Annotated in this window: 13 protein-coding genes; 8 read left to right on the forward strand and 5 right to left on the reverse strand. The window is 56.0% G+C overall.

Annotated features, from left to right (window positions below):
- Positions 1-93: 93 nt before the first annotated feature.
- A complete protein-coding gene (locus DIT71_RS13490; RefSeq protein WP_208727693.1) occupies positions 94-894 on the reverse strand; it encodes a CPBP family intramembrane glutamic endopeptidase in 801 nt (266 codons plus the stop codon).
- Positions 895-1,200: 306 nt separating this feature from the next.
- Entirely contained in the window at positions 1,201-2,139 is a 939-nt protein-coding gene (rlmF, locus tag DIT71_RS13495; protein WP_114613756.1) for a 23S rRNA (adenine(1618)-N(6))-methyltransferase RlmF, read from the reverse strand.
- A gap of 93 nt (positions 2,140-2,232) precedes the next feature.
- On the opposite strand from rlmF, the gene DIT71_RS13500 reads away from it, so the two are divergent.
- A complete protein-coding gene (locus tag DIT71_RS13500) occupies positions 2,233-3,189 on the forward strand; it encodes an alpha/beta hydrolase (RefSeq protein ID WP_227538122.1) in 957 nt (318 codons plus the stop codon).
- A gap of 37 nt (positions 3,190-3,226) precedes the next feature.
- On the opposite strand, the gene DIT71_RS13505 is transcribed toward DIT71_RS13500, so the two are convergent.
- On the reverse strand, positions 3,227-4,606 hold the full coding sequence (locus DIT71_RS13505) for an NAD(P)/FAD-dependent oxidoreductase (RefSeq protein ID WP_114613758.1): 1,380 nt from the start codon (positions 4,604-4,606) through the stop codon (positions 3,227-3,229).
- Between the two features lie 98 nt (positions 4,607-4,704).
- Between DIT71_RS13505 and bcp the strand changes: the two genes are divergently transcribed.
- Both bcp and DIT71_RS13515 read left to right on the forward strand, forming a co-directional pair.
- A complete protein-coding gene (gene bcp / locus DIT71_RS13510; RefSeq protein WP_114613759.1) occupies positions 4,705-5,160 on the forward strand; it encodes a thioredoxin-dependent thiol peroxidase in 456 nt (151 codons plus the stop codon).
- A gap of 129 nt (positions 5,161-5,289) precedes the next feature.
- Positions 5,290-5,769: an FKBP-type peptidyl-prolyl cis-trans isomerase gene (locus DIT71_RS13515; RefSeq protein ID WP_114613760.1), complete on the forward strand. Its 480-nt coding sequence runs from the start codon at positions 5,290-5,292 to the stop codon at positions 5,767-5,769.
- A 96-nt stretch (positions 5,770-5,865) separates the two neighbouring features.
- Here DIT71_RS13515 and DIT71_RS13520 read toward each other — a convergent pair whose 3' ends face one another.
- Positions 5,866-6,273 carry a hypothetical protein gene (locus tag DIT71_RS13520; protein ID WP_114613761.1) on the reverse strand — a complete coding sequence of 136 codons (408 nt, stop codon included), beginning with the start codon at positions 6,271-6,273 and terminating at the stop codon, positions 5,866-5,868.
- A 38-nt stretch (positions 6,274-6,311) separates the two neighbouring features.
- Here DIT71_RS13520 and DIT71_RS13525 point away from each other — a divergent pair, with 38 nt between their 5' ends.
- Positions 6,312-6,524 (forward strand): hypothetical protein, encoded by a 213-nt coding sequence (locus tag DIT71_RS13525; RefSeq protein ID WP_227538123.1) that lies wholly within the window; start codon positions 6,312-6,314, stop codon positions 6,522-6,524.
- A gap of 107 nt (positions 6,525-6,631) precedes the next feature.
- Positions 6,632-9,010, forward strand: coding sequence for a DUF6351 family protein (locus tag DIT71_RS13530; protein WP_114613762.1), 2,379 nt, complete (start codon positions 6,632-6,634; stop codon positions 9,008-9,010).
- Between the two features lie 129 nt (positions 9,011-9,139).
- On the opposite strand, the gene DIT71_RS13535 is transcribed toward DIT71_RS13530, so the two are convergent.
- Positions 9,140-11,830, reverse strand: a complete 2,691-nt coding sequence (locus DIT71_RS13535) for a cation-translocating P-type ATPase (protein ID WP_114613763.1) — start codon at positions 11,828-11,830, stop codon at positions 9,140-9,142.
- Positions 11,831-11,933: 103 nt separating this feature from the next.
- Here DIT71_RS13535 and DIT71_RS13540 point away from each other — a divergent pair, with 103 nt between their 5' ends.
- The 3 genes from DIT71_RS13540 to DIT71_RS13550 all read left to right on the forward strand — a co-directional run bounded on the left by DIT71_RS13540 (position 11,934) and on the right by DIT71_RS13550 (position 15,814).
- Entirely contained in the window at positions 11,934-13,712 is a 1,779-nt protein-coding gene (locus tag DIT71_RS13540; protein ID WP_114613764.1) for a DEAD/DEAH box helicase, read from the forward strand.
- A gap of 253 nt (positions 13,713-13,965) precedes the next feature.
- On the forward strand, positions 13,966-14,493 hold the full coding sequence (locus DIT71_RS13545; RefSeq protein ID WP_114613765.1) for a hypothetical protein: 528 nt from the start codon (positions 13,966-13,968) through the stop codon (positions 14,491-14,493).
- Positions 14,486-15,814: a hypothetical protein gene (locus DIT71_RS13550; protein ID WP_114613766.1), complete on the forward strand. Its 1,329-nt coding sequence runs from the start codon at positions 14,486-14,488 to the stop codon at positions 15,812-15,814. Before DIT71_RS13545 ends, DIT71_RS13550 begins: the two co-directional genes overlap by 8 nt.
- The last annotated feature ends 27 nt before the right edge of the window (positions 15,815-15,841 follow it).

Genomic DNA, 15,841 nt, shown 5'->3' on the forward strand with positions numbered 1-15,841 from the left:
TCAGATATACGATCACTATTCACCTGAAAGGCAATGGTAACCCCGTGCCCGGCGTAGTGACGGAGGCTCGAACTGTACCCGGGGAGCGATCACTCAGTTCCTGGCAATAGGTCCGCCCCCGCGTGCAGGAACGACTTGGGTAATGCTGCATTTGCGCGTGAACATGGTCTTGTGGTTCAGCCATACGATAACGAGGGCAACCAGCGCAAAGAGATAGGTGTCGTAGGGCTGGGCATCTGGCCAGACGGGATTGATGAGGATGAAGTGAAACAGCGCGGGAAGGAAAATGCTTCCCCGGGACGCATTGAATAGCGGCGTGACAATAACGCTCAGGGCGATGGTGCCGGTGAAGAAGGGCAAGAATGACCAGGCACTTTGCTCGGTGCCGCTCAGAAGGAAAGCCGGTGTGTGCCAAAGGCCCCAGATTACGCCAATAATGAGGGCCGCCCAGATGGGGGCCATCTTGCGCTGGAGCAGTGGCAGCGCCAATCCACGCCAGCCAAACTCCTCGATCGGGCCTTTTGTGGCAATAAACCCAAGCGCGATCAGGAAGGAGGAAGCTGAACTAAAGGGAAAGACAAAATCCGGGAGGTTTCCCTTGAGGAGTGAACCCGCAAAGAATACGAGGGGGACTCCGAGCAACAAAAAAGTATACCAGTGCCATGAGCAGCGCCATAGCAGGGCGCGCCCGATGTGCCTGCGCAATCCTTCCAGGCCGGACCATCGAAAAACCACAATAAACGCCGATATGGCCGGTGCCCAGACAGCAAGATAGAACAGAGGGTGCTGGCCGGTAATTTCGCCGAACAGGCCAACCATAGTCTCCGGAAGAAAGATAAAGGCAGCTAGGATTCCCCAGGCGATGGCGAAGGTCAGTACCAGGAATAGCGTCATGGCCCGGAACGGGACGGCATCCGGTTGCGTTATTTTATCTCGAGAGGGCATCGTCCTGTGTCCCCGATGGGAGGGGCTTCGATATCAAGCTGGTCCTTTGAAACATTGTAGTAATCGGTGTGTTGATACAAGAGTAAAAATTGAGAATTACACGAATGTGAAAAAACCGGGATTTATTTTTCTCGGGCGCGCCCTCACTGGATTCCTCATTCGGAACCGCTTGCCCTTCAGGGCTAGCAGGTTCAGGCCAGATTCATGCTCTATCTATTTTCAGGCAACATAAACAGGCGTCATCTCCGGGGTGGCTCAGATGAATGTCCAGGCCAGGACCCTGGTAATCTTGTTTCCCTGCTTCATCTCTATTTCCCGCATATCAACGGCACCAAGCTTACCGATCAACTTCTTTGCAGGCTTAATATTGTCGGCTTTTGAAACCAGGCTGGTGAACCAGCGGCATTGAGTTGAATACGCCTGGCTTTCTCTGATCAGCTTTTTCAGAAACAGCTGTTCACCTCCCTTACACCAAAGCTCTGCTCCCAGCCCGCCAAAGTTCAGGGTGGGAGATGCGGTTTTTGCTTTTTGTTCACCGCGGCTACGGGCAAGGTTGTTGTGTTTAAGTCGGCTGCCTTTCACTGCTTCATCGGGCGAGGCGTGAAAAGGTGGGTTGCAGACGCTGACGTCGAAGAATTCCCCGGCTTGAATGATCCCTTCAAACATGTGGTTTTTGTCGTGCTGCGTGCGCAGCGTGAAGCGTTCTTTGAGTGCGGGATTGTTGGCGATAATCGTGGCTACGTTTTTAAGCGACTGAGTGTTAATGTCGCTGCCGACGCACTGCCAGCCGTAAATCTGACAGGCCAGTAGCGGGTAGATTCCATTGGCTCCGGTCCCTATATCGAGCAGCTTGATGCCGGGCTGTTCAAGCCCTGAACCGAGCAGGTCCGCCATGTAATGGATATAGTCGGCTCTGCCCGGTATTGGCGGGCAAAGTGCACCCTCTGGAATATCCCAATCGACAATGTTGTAGTACCGGCTCAATAGCGCGGCGTTAAGGGCTTTTACCGCCGATGGGTCTGCGAAATCGATGGAAAGGCCGCCATGAGCGTTCGCTTTCACATGGGAGGCCAGTGCCGGGTGGCTTTTAACGAGAGCCGGGAAGTCATAGCCCTGGTTGTGCAGATTCCTTGGGTGCAGGCCTTTGCGAACAGGTTTGGCTCGGCTTTTCTCACTTCGATGGAAGGTGCTCACAGTAATAGGTCCGAGGCTTGGAGTTTGAGAACAGGTCTGCCCGGCGAAAACCGGGAAAGATCTGGTTTCTAGCCTGAATGGTGACGGCTGTCTATGATGAATCCGACTGCAGCGTCAAGGATGAACAGGACAACAAACAGGAGATTGAACATGATCGAAATGCCACTGGAATTCCAGAGCCAGAGTATAACCTGCCGCGGTGTTCTTTATACCCCGGATGCTGACAGCCGGAATTTGCCGTGTATCGTGATGGCGCATGGTTTTGGGCTGACCCATGCCAGCGGTCTTGCATCGTTCAAAGAAGCCTTCTGCCAGGCGGGCTATGCGGTCTTTGCTTTTGACTACCGGCATTTCGGTGAAAGTGATGGCCAGCCTCGCCAGACGCTGAGCCCCCGCAAGGAAGTGGCTGACTGGCTGGCGGCCCTGTGTTTTGCACGGAAGCTGGATCGTATCGACGGAAGCCGCATTTGCCTGTGGGGAACGTCGTTTTCTGGCGGTCTCGTGATTGCTGCCGCGGCAAAGGATGGAAATGTGCAGTGCACCATCTCCCAATGCCCGATGATGGATGGTCTGGCGTCTTTGCTGGGCGTAATCGGTTATGCCGGCATCACGCAGGCGCTGCGTCTGACCTGGCATGGAACGGTTGACTGGATTCGCCGTGGACTGGGGATGTCTCCACGATATATCGCCTCTGCGGGCCGTCCCGGGGAGTTAGGCATGATGACAGCTGATGATTGCCGGGACGGGTATGTTCCCTTGTTGGCCGATAATGCGCCGAACTACGTTGCGGCGGGCGTGAGTTATACGATCCCTCTTTTCCGGCCCACCCGCCTTGCCAGCAAAGTCATCTGTCCGGCACTGGTGCAGATTTGCGATCGCGATACGGTCGCTCCGGCGAATGCCGCGGCCAAAGCGGCCGAAAAAATGCCGAACTCGGAAGTGAAGCACTATTCGGTCGGGCATTTTGACGTGTATCGGGGCGAGGCTCTGGCTCAGTCCATAGAAGACCAGCTTGAGTTTCTTGGGCGGCAGCTTCCGGTTTTCCATTAATCCACTGACAGACAGGCTTGTGAAAACCGCGACAGATTCAGTTTCGCGGCTTCTTCGAACCACCTTCTTCATACCAGTCAACCGCATTCAAGACGCCTTCAATAAACTTGATCCCGGCGAAACGCAGCATCTTACCCGGTGGCAAAGGAATTGCCCTGCGGTTCACGATCCAGAATTTGGCCAGGCCGGTTTCCCTCCCCAGAACCAGGTCGGCTATCAGTCTTCCATTGAGCTGGGTTAGCGACACGCCGTGGCCGATGCAGCCGGTCGCGTAGATGATGTTGCTGTCGCCAATAAACCCGATCTCAGGGGTCATATCGACGTTGGCTGAAATACATCCACCCCATTTGTAGTGAATGTCGATATCTGCAAGGGCAGGGAACATCCATTTCAGATGCCGTTCCAGGGCACGCCATACTTTTTCGTTCTTCCACAACGCCATTTTCCTGTCGTTATATTCAACGCCGATGCTGCCCCCGCCCATGGTGATCCGGCCGCATGTGGTGATTCGCATGTAATGGACGAGTTGGCGGTTGTCCTCAATCGACATCCTTTCCTTCCAGTTGATGCGTTTCCATTGTTCTGGCGTTAAGGGGGCTGTCACGATTTGGTAGGTCCATACCGGCGCCTGGACGTTGGCAACCTTGGGGGACGTCTTCAACTTGTGGGTCCAGGCATTGGTGGCGATGACCAGCTTTTTCGCCCTGATCGTGGCGACATCCGTCTGCACCACGCTTGCGCCGCTCTGCCGGGATAGGCCTATGACTCTGGTGTTCTCGAAGATCTCAGCGCCTTCCCGCTCGGCCAGCATTTTTAGTGAGCGTACATGCTTGCACGGATCCAGGATGCCGGTTCCCGGTTCAAAGATGGCAGCCTTGATGTGCGGGCAATTCACTCGTTTTTGCGTTTCTTTACCACTCCAATATTCAAAGCTGCCGGGCTTGGTGATGTCAGATAGCAGGGCGTAGGTTTTCTTTAATCGGTGTGCCTGTTTATTGGTATAGGCAATTCTCAGCATGCCTGTGTGTTGGTAATCGGAATCCAGCTTTTCAGCTTCGATCAGGTCCTTCACATACTGCACGGCTTTTTGCATATAGCTCTGGGCTTCGCGGGTTTTTTCTTTTCCCCAGCGTAGCATGGTCACCTCTGGCTCAATGCCGAACAACGTCATGTTGAAACCGCCATTGCGGCCGGACGCGCCAAAGCCTATTTCGTTGGCATCAAACACCATCACGCGCTTTGTATGGTCGTCTTTGCGGACTTCCCGTGCGCAGGTCAGGCCGGTGTAGCCCGCTCCAATGACCAGCACGTCGGTTTCATGGGAACCCGGGGGAAGTGCGGCGTTCGCGGAATAGTCGCCGTATTTGTATTGCCAGAAGGAGTGGTTGTTCATCATGGCTTCGTTCAGATCCGGCATCCTGTCGCTCCCTTATTCTCACGGGTGGTTCCCACCACTGCAGTCACTGCCGTTGCTGGCTATAATGGCACACCTATTGTTTGAGGAGGAAAACCCCGATGAGCTGGGAAGGTAAAACCGCACCTGATTTCACGCTGCAAGACCAGGAAAACAAGGAACATACTCTGTCGGATTATCAGGGGCAGAAAGTCTTGCTCTACTTCTACCCGCGTGACAACACGCCCGGCTGCACCATCGAAGCGCAGCAATTTCGGGACTGTTTGGACGAGCTCGGTCGTCATGGCGTGCAGGTACTGGGTGTGAGCCGGGACACGGTCAGTTCACACCAGAAGTTCGCCCGTAAAGAATCGCTGAACTTTCCGATTCTGGCGGATCCGGAAGAAGTGGTGGTGAACCGATACGAAGTGCTCAAGCAGAAAAATATGTACGGTAAACAAGTGATGTCCGTTAACCGGGAGTCATTTCTGATTGATGAGAAGGGAGTGGTTCTGCGCCATTACGGCAAGGTCAAACCGGCCGAGCATGTGCAGGAAATATTGGATGACTTGATGTAAGGACATCCAGCCGCCTGGCGGGAGATCGCCGCTGGGTGTGCGGCCAGGCAAGACAATTTGCAGGGGGCTGCCGGGGCAAATGCTGCGGCAGTCTATACTGGCGTTTCATGAATTCTTGAAGAGATATCTATGCCCATTAAAAAAGATCAGGTGGTCCTGTTCCACTACAGCGTTCGTGATGAACAGGGCAACGAAGTTGAAAACTCCCGTGGCGGCGAGCCGAATGCCTACCTGCATGGCCGCGGGGGCATTATCAAGGGGCTGGAAGAAGCCCTGGAAGGCCGCGAGGCCGGCGATACGTTCAGCGCTACCGTCACTCCGGAAAAAGCCTATGGTCCGCGCAAGGCCGATGCCATCCAGCGGGTGCCGATCAAGCATTTGATGGGCGCCAAACGCTGGAAGCCGGGCATGATTGCCCAGGTGAAAACCGAGAAGGGCCCGCGCCATGTGATGGTCGCCAAGGTCGGCCACAAGTTTGCCGATGTCGACACCAACCATCCGATGGCCGGTAAAACGCTGACCTTCGATATTGAAGTTATCGAAGTGCGCGATGCTGACGCGGAAGAGTTGGCCCACGGCCACGCCCATGGGCCGGGTGGGCATCATTGAACGATTAGGCCCTGCAACCTGTGCGCTGCTTTGAACGCCCGTGTGGCTGGCAAGGTACGTTCAGCCCCACACGTGATCAGGTTGGGGGACGGAGCATTATCCGAACGCAGGCCGCTGAGGCTTGCTGCCATCAACCCGTTTCATCCACGCCATGTCCAGTGGAACCAGCACGTTCAGGGCGAACAGCACCCAGCCCAGGGGCTGCAAGCTGCCTGCAAACCACACCATCAGGGCAAAAGACAGCAGGCTCCAGGTTACATCGCCAGCAATCATCAGGTTGAGGAATTTCTCCTGCCACCTTTCATTGAACGCCATGGCGGCCATATTCACGCACGACAGCAGCATCACAATGCCGGCCACCAGGTAAAAGGTTGCACCGGGGCCACCCGCCCATTGGGCGATAGGCTCTGCAGCCAGAATGAGCGCCAACGCGAGGGGCGTGGATAGGGCTACATCGCCCAGGAGGATTTGTTTAACGCTGAATCGACGAACCAGGTTTTTCATGGGATCACCTCAATCGATTGCTGGAGCAGGCACTGACTGTGCCCGGCGTTCCAAAAAACTGGAAAAGCCACGTGGTGGAGCACCTGGACTACCCGGCGATTCCTTTTGCCTTGAACCTGGGGGACCAACAGCTCAGGATCTTCTCCACCATCGCAACCATCGGCACGCCCCTGGATGTCACCGCTCAGAGTTTGCGGATCGAGCATTTCTTTCCGATGGATGAGCGCAGTAAGGCTTACTGGCAAGGCTGAGGTGTCCGGACGGAGCTCCGGTTGTCATGGGTTGTTTGCTTTTCGTACAGGTTGAACCATATTGATGAATGCGCTTCTCTAAAAAAACTGGAGAGAGGGAATTCACCATGAGGTTGAAGCTGCTGTTCACACCCCTGATTATCATCCTGGCGGTGGCCTGGCTGCCGCTTACAGGCCATGCGGCCACCCCCGACTACGATCTGAAAGTGCTTTCCAGCTCGCCAGACCAGGTGACTGGTGAGGATGTGCTGGTACAGGTCTTGTTCAAGGACCACCCCATTGGGTCAAAGCCGGCGGTGAAGTCACGTCTGCGACAACTGACATTCTGGTTGAATGGCCAGCCCGTCAACCCGGAGATTCGGGCCGGGCGCCATGGGCATGAGGTGTTGGTGTCCGGCCTGCGGGAAGGCGAGAACCGGCTGGAGCTCCACCATCGCAGGCAGGGGCCACTTGCGTCCGTCGATCTCACGGCTTACCCCGTTACTGGCCCCATTTTCTCCGGGCCCCAGCAGTACCCGTTTGTATGTACTGTCACCACGGAACTGGGAAAGCAGCCTCTTGTGGATACCGATGGCAACACAGGTTTTCCTGTCCTGGATGAGCAGGGCAGCCAGGTTGGCCTGAGCCGAGACTGCTCTATTGAATCCTATGTCACCTTTGTGTACCGCACCACCGGCGGGAGCTGGGCGATATTGCCGGATGACGGCAGTCGCCCGGACGATATGGCCAAAGCGCAACTGACGGATGGCCGCACCGTGGACTTTATCGTTCGCCAGGAGCGGGGCACCATCAACCGCTTCATTTACAGTTTCGCGACCCTTGCCGAGGCGGGCGACCAGCCCTGGGAAGCATCTACCGCGAACTGGAATGGAAGGCTGTTGTTCCACTTCCAGGGCGGTGTGGGGATTGGCCATTCCCAAGGCTCAATCAGCAACAGCCGGGCGTTGCAGCCGGATACGTTGCAGAAGGGTTATGCCGTGATCTACTCCACCGGCACTCGCACCAGCCCCCATTACAACCTGCAGGTGGGTGGTGAGACTGCGCTCATGGTGAAGGAGCATTTCATCAAGCGCTTTGGCATGCCGGATTATACCGTGGCGATCGGCGGCTCTGGTGGTGGCATCCAGCAGTATGTCTACTCACAGAATCATCCGGATTTGCTGGATGGCGGTGTGCCCCAGTATTCCTATCCGGACATGGTGACTCAGACCATTCACATCGGGGATTGTGAGCTGTTGGAGTATTACATGGATGCTACCGACCGGGGCAATTCCAAGTGGCAGACCACGTCCAACAGAAGTTGGCTGGTGGGCCTGAATTCCAACGATCAGTACCCCGATCCGTTTGCCCAGATCAAGCAGATGCTGGGCTATAGCACCGCGCCCGGCATGACCGAGTGCATTCCGGCCTGGCGTGGGCTGACGCCGCTTGTGATGAACCCGCACTTTGGCTGGGCTGAGAATCAGGAACTGATGCAGCCCGAAGGCGTTATGGATGATGTGCGCTGGACTCACTACTCGGACGCGAAAAACATCTATGGCGTGGATGAAAACGGGGAGCCCCGGACCCTGTTCGACAACGTTGGCGTGCAGTATGGCCTCAAGGCGCTCAGGGAAGGCAATGTCACCAGGCAGGAGTTCCTCAAGCTCAACGCTCAGGTGGGAGGATGGAAGCAGCCTTCGGAGATGGTCCAGGAGGGCTTTCCGTTCCTGGGTTCGGTTTCCGACGTATTGGCGGATCCGACGACCTTTGATCCCTGGAGTTCGCGCAACATGAATCTGAGCCCGGACGGTGGGGCAACACCTGCACCCCGTACCGAGGGTGATTTGGAGGCCATCCGCGCCGCCTATAACTCTGGTCTGGTGTTCGATGGTCAGCTTAATATGCCGGTCATCGACTGGCGGCATTATCTGGAGGAGGTGCTGGACATGCACAACAGCCATCAGTCCTTCTCTGCCCGCCAGCGCATCATTAACCGGATGGGCGATGCCGGCAATCAGGTCATCTGGTTTACGGACGCTCGGCCAACGGACTACTCAGATCCGGATGAACCGGAACCCCGGGAGGAGTTCAATCAGACATGGATGGCGCTGGAAGTACTGCACGACTGGATCACTAACATTCAGCAGGATCCGGGGTTGGGCATCGCCGCTAACCGCCCGATGGAAGCACGGGACGCCTGTTTCAACACGGACGGCACGTTAATCGATGCCGGTGATACAGTTTGGAACGGCATCCTGGATGATGAGGCGTCGGGAACCTGTACCAACCGGTTCCAGACCTACACCACGTCGAGGATGGAAGCGGGTGGTTCCATTGAAGGCAGCGTTTTCAAGTGCAGCCTGAAATCGGTAGATACCGCTCTATCGGACGGTACCTATGGGGCTGTCTCGTTTACAGCCGAGCAAATCACCCGTCTGAACGCAATTTTCCCGGACGGGGTCTGCGACTATAGCCAGCCCGATCAGGGCCGGCCCGCGGGCTGAGACTATGTCCCGCGACCTCCATGGGCACCCTTCGGGGTGCCCTCACTGAATCAGGAACAGGGCTATGGCGACATAACGCCAGTGACCGCCCTGGGGGTAGTTCATCTCCATGATGATCATGTTGACCGGCTACTCGATTATTGCGCTTCCCGCTGAGCTGGCACGGGCTCGCCGCCTCCTGATCAGGGCCTTGTGCAGTTCCGCCACACCGAGAAGGCTCATGGCGAATGCGAGCAACTGCAGCCATTCCTCCACTGAAATCGGCTGAATCTGCAGGACATCGGAAAGCACCGGGGTGTACATGGCACCAATGTGGGCCAGTTGCGCGAGGGGAACAGCCAGCATCAGGAAAGGATTACGGAGCAGAGGGATGCTGAAAAGCGAGCGGAACTCCGAGCGGCTGTTCAGCGCGTGAATGTTGCCGAAGAGCACCATCAGCATCAGCGTCAGGTTACGGGCTTCCTCGATACTCTGGCCCTGTTCGAGCGTCCACTGGAAATTGAGGAAAGCCACGAGACCCATCCATGATCCCACCACCAATACATGCTCAATGATCGGTCTATCGAACACGGGCTCTTGGGGCGAGCGCGGCTTTACCGACAATTCACCGCCTTCCTTGGGTTCAAAGGCCAGGGCCACGTCCTGGAAGCCGTTCGCAACCAGGTTAAGCCAGAGTAACTGCACCGCGATCATGGGCATTGGCAGACCGGCCAGTACACAGAAGAAGAAAAGCAGGATCGCCGAGAAACCCGTGGCAACCAGCAGCCCGATAACCTTGCGGATGTTGTTGTAAACCACACGTCCTTCCTCGATGCCGTCGACAATGGAGGAAAAATTGTCATCGGTAACGATGAGGTCCGCCGTTTCCTTGGCCACATCCGTGCCGCGCTTGCCCATGGCGATTCCTGCGTGGGCCTGCCGCATGGCCGGAGCATCGTTGACGCCATCCCCGGTGACCGCGACAAAGTGCCCGTCCCGCATGAAGCTGTCCACAATCTGGGCTTTCCTGGCGGGTTCGATGCGGGCGAAAACCCGGGCCTGGCGAATGAGCTGGTCGACGGCAAATTGGCCCTCCGTGCTGGCTTCATCAAGCATGGGGCCCGTGACAACCGTTGCGTCCGCGTCACACAGGCCCAGTTCCAGGGCGATCGATTTTGCGGTAGCGGGATGGTCGCCCGTGACCATGGCCACCTCAATACCGCCGGTGCGGCATTTTTCGATGGCATCAAAGGCTTCATGGCGAAGCGGGTCAATCATGGCGACCATCCCGAGAAAGATCATATCGGCCATCTCATGGTCGCCGGATGACGAGGTTTTCTTGGCCAGGGCTATAATCCGATAGCCCCGGGAAGCGAGCTCGGTGAACTGGCCTTCGAGGGCTGGTTTGTCGATTACCGCAGAGCCATCAGCGGTTGCCATCCGGTTGCACATGGCCAGCATCTTTTCAGGGCTGCCCTTGGCGTAGATGACGGTTTGATCGCCAACCCGGTTGACCACGCCGCTGTAAGCCTTTTCCGACTCATAGGGGATCAGCGCCACCTGCTCCTGCCGGGTTCGCAGGTCGGTGATGGACATGCCCAGCTTCTTGGCCATGACCAGGAAGGCGATGTCCACGATATCACCCTGGGAAACCCATTCGCCGCCGCTGTAGTCCAGGTGACTTTCATTGGCGAGTACGCCTGCGACACAGAGCTCCCTGAGTGCATCCGGGCCCGTATCCACCTGGGCTCCGGTGTGGCCTGTGATCTCACCTCCAGGGGCGACGCCCTCGCCAGAGACATCGAACTGGCGTCCATCAGGCAGCATTACCTTGCGAATAGTGAGTTCGTTGACGGTCAGGGTGCCGGTCTTGTCGGAGCAGATGAGGGTGCAGGACCCCAGGGCTTCCACCGCCACCAGCTTGCGGATGATCACATTGCGCTTTGCCATCCGGCTCATGCCGATGGCGAGGGCGACGGTCAGTGCCGCAGGCAGGCCCTCGGGAATCACCGACACCGCCAGGCCGATGGTCATCAGAACCATGTCTTCGATGGAGTAACCGCCATCCAGGATCATCAGGCAGGCCAGGGCGGCAATGGCCACCAGAATACCGAAGGCAACCTGGTAGGTGAACTTGCGGATCCGAATCATCAGCGGCGGTTCGGCAGAGGTTTTGCCGGTGACTCCCTGGGCAATCCTGCCAAGCTGGGTATTCGAGGCGGTGGCTATCACCCGGCCGCGTCCGCGCCCGTGGGTGATGATGCTGCCTGCAAAGCACTGGTCAACGCGCTCTGTGAGCGGCGTGCCGTCGTCGCTTGCCGTACCGGCATTCTTGGCAACCGCCAGGGATTCCCCCGTCAGCATGGATTCATCCACCGCCAGGCTGCTGGTGCTGAGCAGCTGGATATCGGCCGGCACCTTGTCCCCTGAGGAAAGCAGAACAACATCGCCTGGAACGATCTCTTCAACTTCAACGGTTACAATTTGGCCATCCCTAAGTACATGGGCTGTGCCTTTCATCATTTGCTTCAACGCGGCGGCCGCTTTCTGGGCCGAAAACTCCTGGACCGTGCCGATAACCGCATTGATCAGCAGGACAATCAGGATGAAAACTCCGCTGGGGTTCTGGCCGAGTGCAAATGATACCGCGGAAGCGATCAGCAGGATGTAAATGAAAGGACTGAGGAATTGCCGCGCAAACAGCTGCACTACACCTGGCATGGGCGGGGCAGGCAGCTGGTTGTAACCAAATTTCTCCAGGCGTGCACTGGCTTCCTGGCGGGATAGCCCGTTGTCAGCGGGATCCGGTGTGGTGGATAGCTCTGGGGCTGCGCTGCTCATAGGGAAAACCGGGGGCAGATTTATTGTTTAGCTTACGGGTAACGGCAACCGCATTTGCTAGTATGGCCCACTTTTCACCCTGAAAATGATTAAGCACCGAAAAATGAATGCTCCTTTCAAACTCCGGCCCTACCAGCAGGAAGCCGTCGATGCCACGCTGGACCATTTCCGAAAATCGGATGAGTCTGCCGTTATTGTGCTGCCAACCGGTGCCGGTAAAAGCCTGGTCATTGCTGAGTTGGCCCGCCTTGCCCGGCGCAGGATTCTGGTGCTGACCCACGTAAAAGAGCTGGTCGAGCAGAATCACGCCAAATACCAGAGTTACGGGCTAATGGGCGGCATTTTCTCCGCCGGGCTGAAACGCAAGGAGCGCGGGCACCAGGTGACCTTCGCCAGCGTGCAGTCGGTATCGGCGAACCTGGATCAGTTCCGGGATGAGTACTCGCTGGTTATCATCGATGAGTGCCACCGGGTCAGCGGTGAGGAAACCAGCCAGTATCAGAGGATCATTGAGCTGCTGCGGCAACAGAATGACTCCCTTAAAGTCCTCGGGCTGACCGCCACTCCCTATCGGCTGGCCATGGGCTGGATCTATCGCTATCACTACCGGGGCTTTGTCCGCGGCTCTGGTGAAGATCAGGATAAGCCCTTCGTGAATTGCATCTATGAACTGCCGTTGAGCTACATGATCAACCGGGGCTATCTCACCCGGCCTGAGTTGGTGAATGCGGCAGTGACGCAATACGATTTCTCCGCGCTGCCTCAGGACCGCTTTGGCGAATACGCCGAGAAAGACGTCAACCAGCTGCTGGGCAAACACCAGCGTGTGACCCGCGCCATCATTGAACAGGTGATGGAACTGGCCGTTGAGCGCAAGGGAGTGATGATCTTTGCGGCAACGGTGGATCATGCGTGGGAAATCACCGGTTATCTGCCGGAGCACCAGACTGCGCTGGTAACGGGCGCGACCGATCTGAAGGATCGGGATCTGCTGATCCAGCGATTCAAGCAGCGGCAGTTGAAGTACCTGGTGAATGTGTCCGTGTTCACCACGGGCTTTGATGCGCCCCATGTGGACTTCATCGCCATTCTTCGTCCTACTCAGTCGGTCAGCCTGTATCAGCAGATCGTGGGCCGTGGCCTTCGCCTGGACGAAGGCAAACAGGATTGTCTGGTGATTGATTACGCGGGTAACCATGTAAATCTCTATCACCCGGAGGTGGGGGAGCCGAAACCAAACCCCGACAGTGAGCCGGTGCAGGTGTTCTGCCCGGGCTGTGGTTTTGCCAATATTTTCTGGGGCAAAACCGATAGCGAAGGTGGTGTTATAGAGCATTACGGTCGCCGGTGCCAGGGCCTGCTGGGCGCTGCGGAAGGGGATGAACCCGCCGTGCAGAACGGGCGCCGGCAACAGTGCGATTACCGTTTCCGTTTCAAGGAGTGCCCACACTGCGGTAGCGAGAATGATATCGCGGCCCGCAACTGTCACCAGTGCCACACAGCCGTCATAGACCCGGATGATCAGTTGAGAGATGCGCTGAAGCTCAAGGATGCCATGGTGATCCGTTGTGCGGGGATATCGCTGCGTGCTGATGGCAGCAAACTGAGGATCACCTATCACGGTGAAGATGGGGAAGAGCTCAGCGAGTCTTTTGATTTCAGCAAGCCGGCACAGCGCAGCGTCTTCAACAAACTGTTCGGGCGTCGTTTCGCGAATGGCCAGGCCCCAAAAGTGTTCAGCAGGGTGGATGAGGTGCTTGAGGTACAGGCCTTGCTCTCTGCGCCGGATTTTGTGATTGCCCGCAAGCAGAAGCATTATTGGCAGGTGCAGGAAAGGATTTTTGATTATCAGGGCAACTATCGGAAGGCGAATGAAGCGTAAGGCTTTTAGCATTCCTGCTCTTTGATCAGACCTAAAACTTCCAGATTATTTTTCCAGCTTACCCGCTCTGTTGACCTCTCCGCAGTCAGGGAAAATGCTCGACGACGGGGCTGCTCGCTAGTCTCAGCGCCGCCGACTTCGGGCGAGGCGGGGACTTGAACTGATCGCAGATCGCCCGGTTGAGCCTTACAAATCAAAATGTGTATTATAGCGACGGTTCAATGACGAACCTTACATTTCAATGGAGCTGATAATGAATAAGGGACTGTTTTGCCTGCCCCTGGTGTTGGCGCTCGTAGCGTGTTCGAACGACGAAAGCAGCGACGCCGATACCCCAACCGACGACAACCCCACTACTGTTCAGGAACTGGAAAACTCCGGCGCTATTCCCAAACTTGCTCGGGGCTCGGATCTCGAAGGTGCGGACGTTGATAACAATGGCATTCGGGATGATGTAGACGACTACATTTCAAACCATTTCTCTGAGAGTTCCCACATTAGTGCCGCCAATCAGGCCGCCCGAGCCAATCAGGCAGTGCTGAATACTGACCTCCTTTCTTCCACGGCTGTACGCCAGACCAACCAGAAGATTTCCCGGGCAACAGCCTGTATCTATGAGGTGTTTGAAGTACCTGGATCGGGATCCGAGCCTGCTGAGGTTTCAAGAGATCTTGAGGCCATTACTTTCAATACCGCCAGTCGCCTGAAAAAGTACATGGAGTTTAACAAGGCACTTGATGGCGCTTCCTGGTCACTGCCGGAGGGAAGTAGCTGTGAGTAAACCAACACGGACGTTTCTGAGTTTTGCGATTTCTTTATTCATCATTACCTCAACATCTCTCAATGCGTTTGCGCAGCCCTACGAAGCACGTAATTTTTGTAGGGATTCGGGAATTATCTTTGCGTTTTTCAATGGAGTGCAGACAACCATTGGCGAAGCCAACCGAGCACTGAATGAGTTTCGTAGAATTCATGGGAATGAGCGGGCCGATGGAGAGAACATCCGCTACGAAGTGATGTACAACTATACAGATGGTCTTGACGACTTTGTGGAGACTTTCGAGCAGCGCGTCCTTGAGCAGGAACAGATTCTTGCCGGCCGATATGAGCTGGCTCTCGAAATCATCAACGGTGGTGGCAAATGGTGGCAAAGGCTGGCTGAATTAGCGACCACACTCCCTGAAACACGCGACGATTTCATTAACTGGTACCAGGCAAAGATCGTCCAGTCTCTGACTTCCCTTGCTGGGAACCCACCCACTATTACTAATTACTCAGAGCATCAGTCCCGGGTCGATACCTGGATCGTCGAAGGTAAGCAGATCCTTATGGTGGCCCACTCACAGGGTAATCTGTTCGCGAACTCGGCTTATGGTTATGCCAGTGACAAAATAGACAACGAAGCACTGAATCTCGTCCACATAGCACCAGCATCTCCAACCACTAATGGCCCCCATCGGCTTGCTGACAAAGATCTCGTCATTAATGCCTTGCGGGCGTCCGGCAGCGTGGTCGGCATAACAGATATCATCCCCGGGTACCTTAATCGCCCGGGTGGCCTTAATGGGCAAACCGACATTCTTGGTCACGGGCTTCTGGAAATATATCTGAATCCTGCTCTCGGTTTAGGTGCGGCTGTAGTTCAGAATATCGAAACTGAGCTTGCTAACCTGCAACCTCCGGAAACAGAGTTTGAAGCTGAAACTGGGTTTTTCACTGCGACGCTCACATGGAATGGCGCGGGCGATGTTGACCTTCATGTGTATGAACCGTCTGGATCCCATGTGTTTTATCAGGCGATGACGGGCACTTCCGGGTACCTGGATGTTGATAACACGGTCGCAAATGGCCCAGAACACTATTTTGCCGCTTGTGAAGCTGAGAAGCTGCAAGCCGGCACCTATCAGGTAGGTATCGCAAACTATGATCGAGCCGATGGTCGGACCGCGAGTCTTCAGATTGCTTCGTTTCGTGATGGTGTTCTCGGGACACGAAGTGTAACGCTCGGACCGCCAACGGGCGACAATCCCTCTCATATAATGTTTGATGTAGAGGTGGTCGAGGATAGCGAAACTGGCGAGTTTGAGGTCATAGTCCAATAGAAATTTTTCTCTCGCGGGGGAGCTGCT

The sequence above is a fragment of the Marinobacter vulgaris genome, from assembly GCF_003344045.1.
Lineage (GTDB): Bacteria > Pseudomonadota > Gammaproteobacteria > Pseudomonadales > Oleiphilaceae > Marinobacter > Marinobacter vulgaris.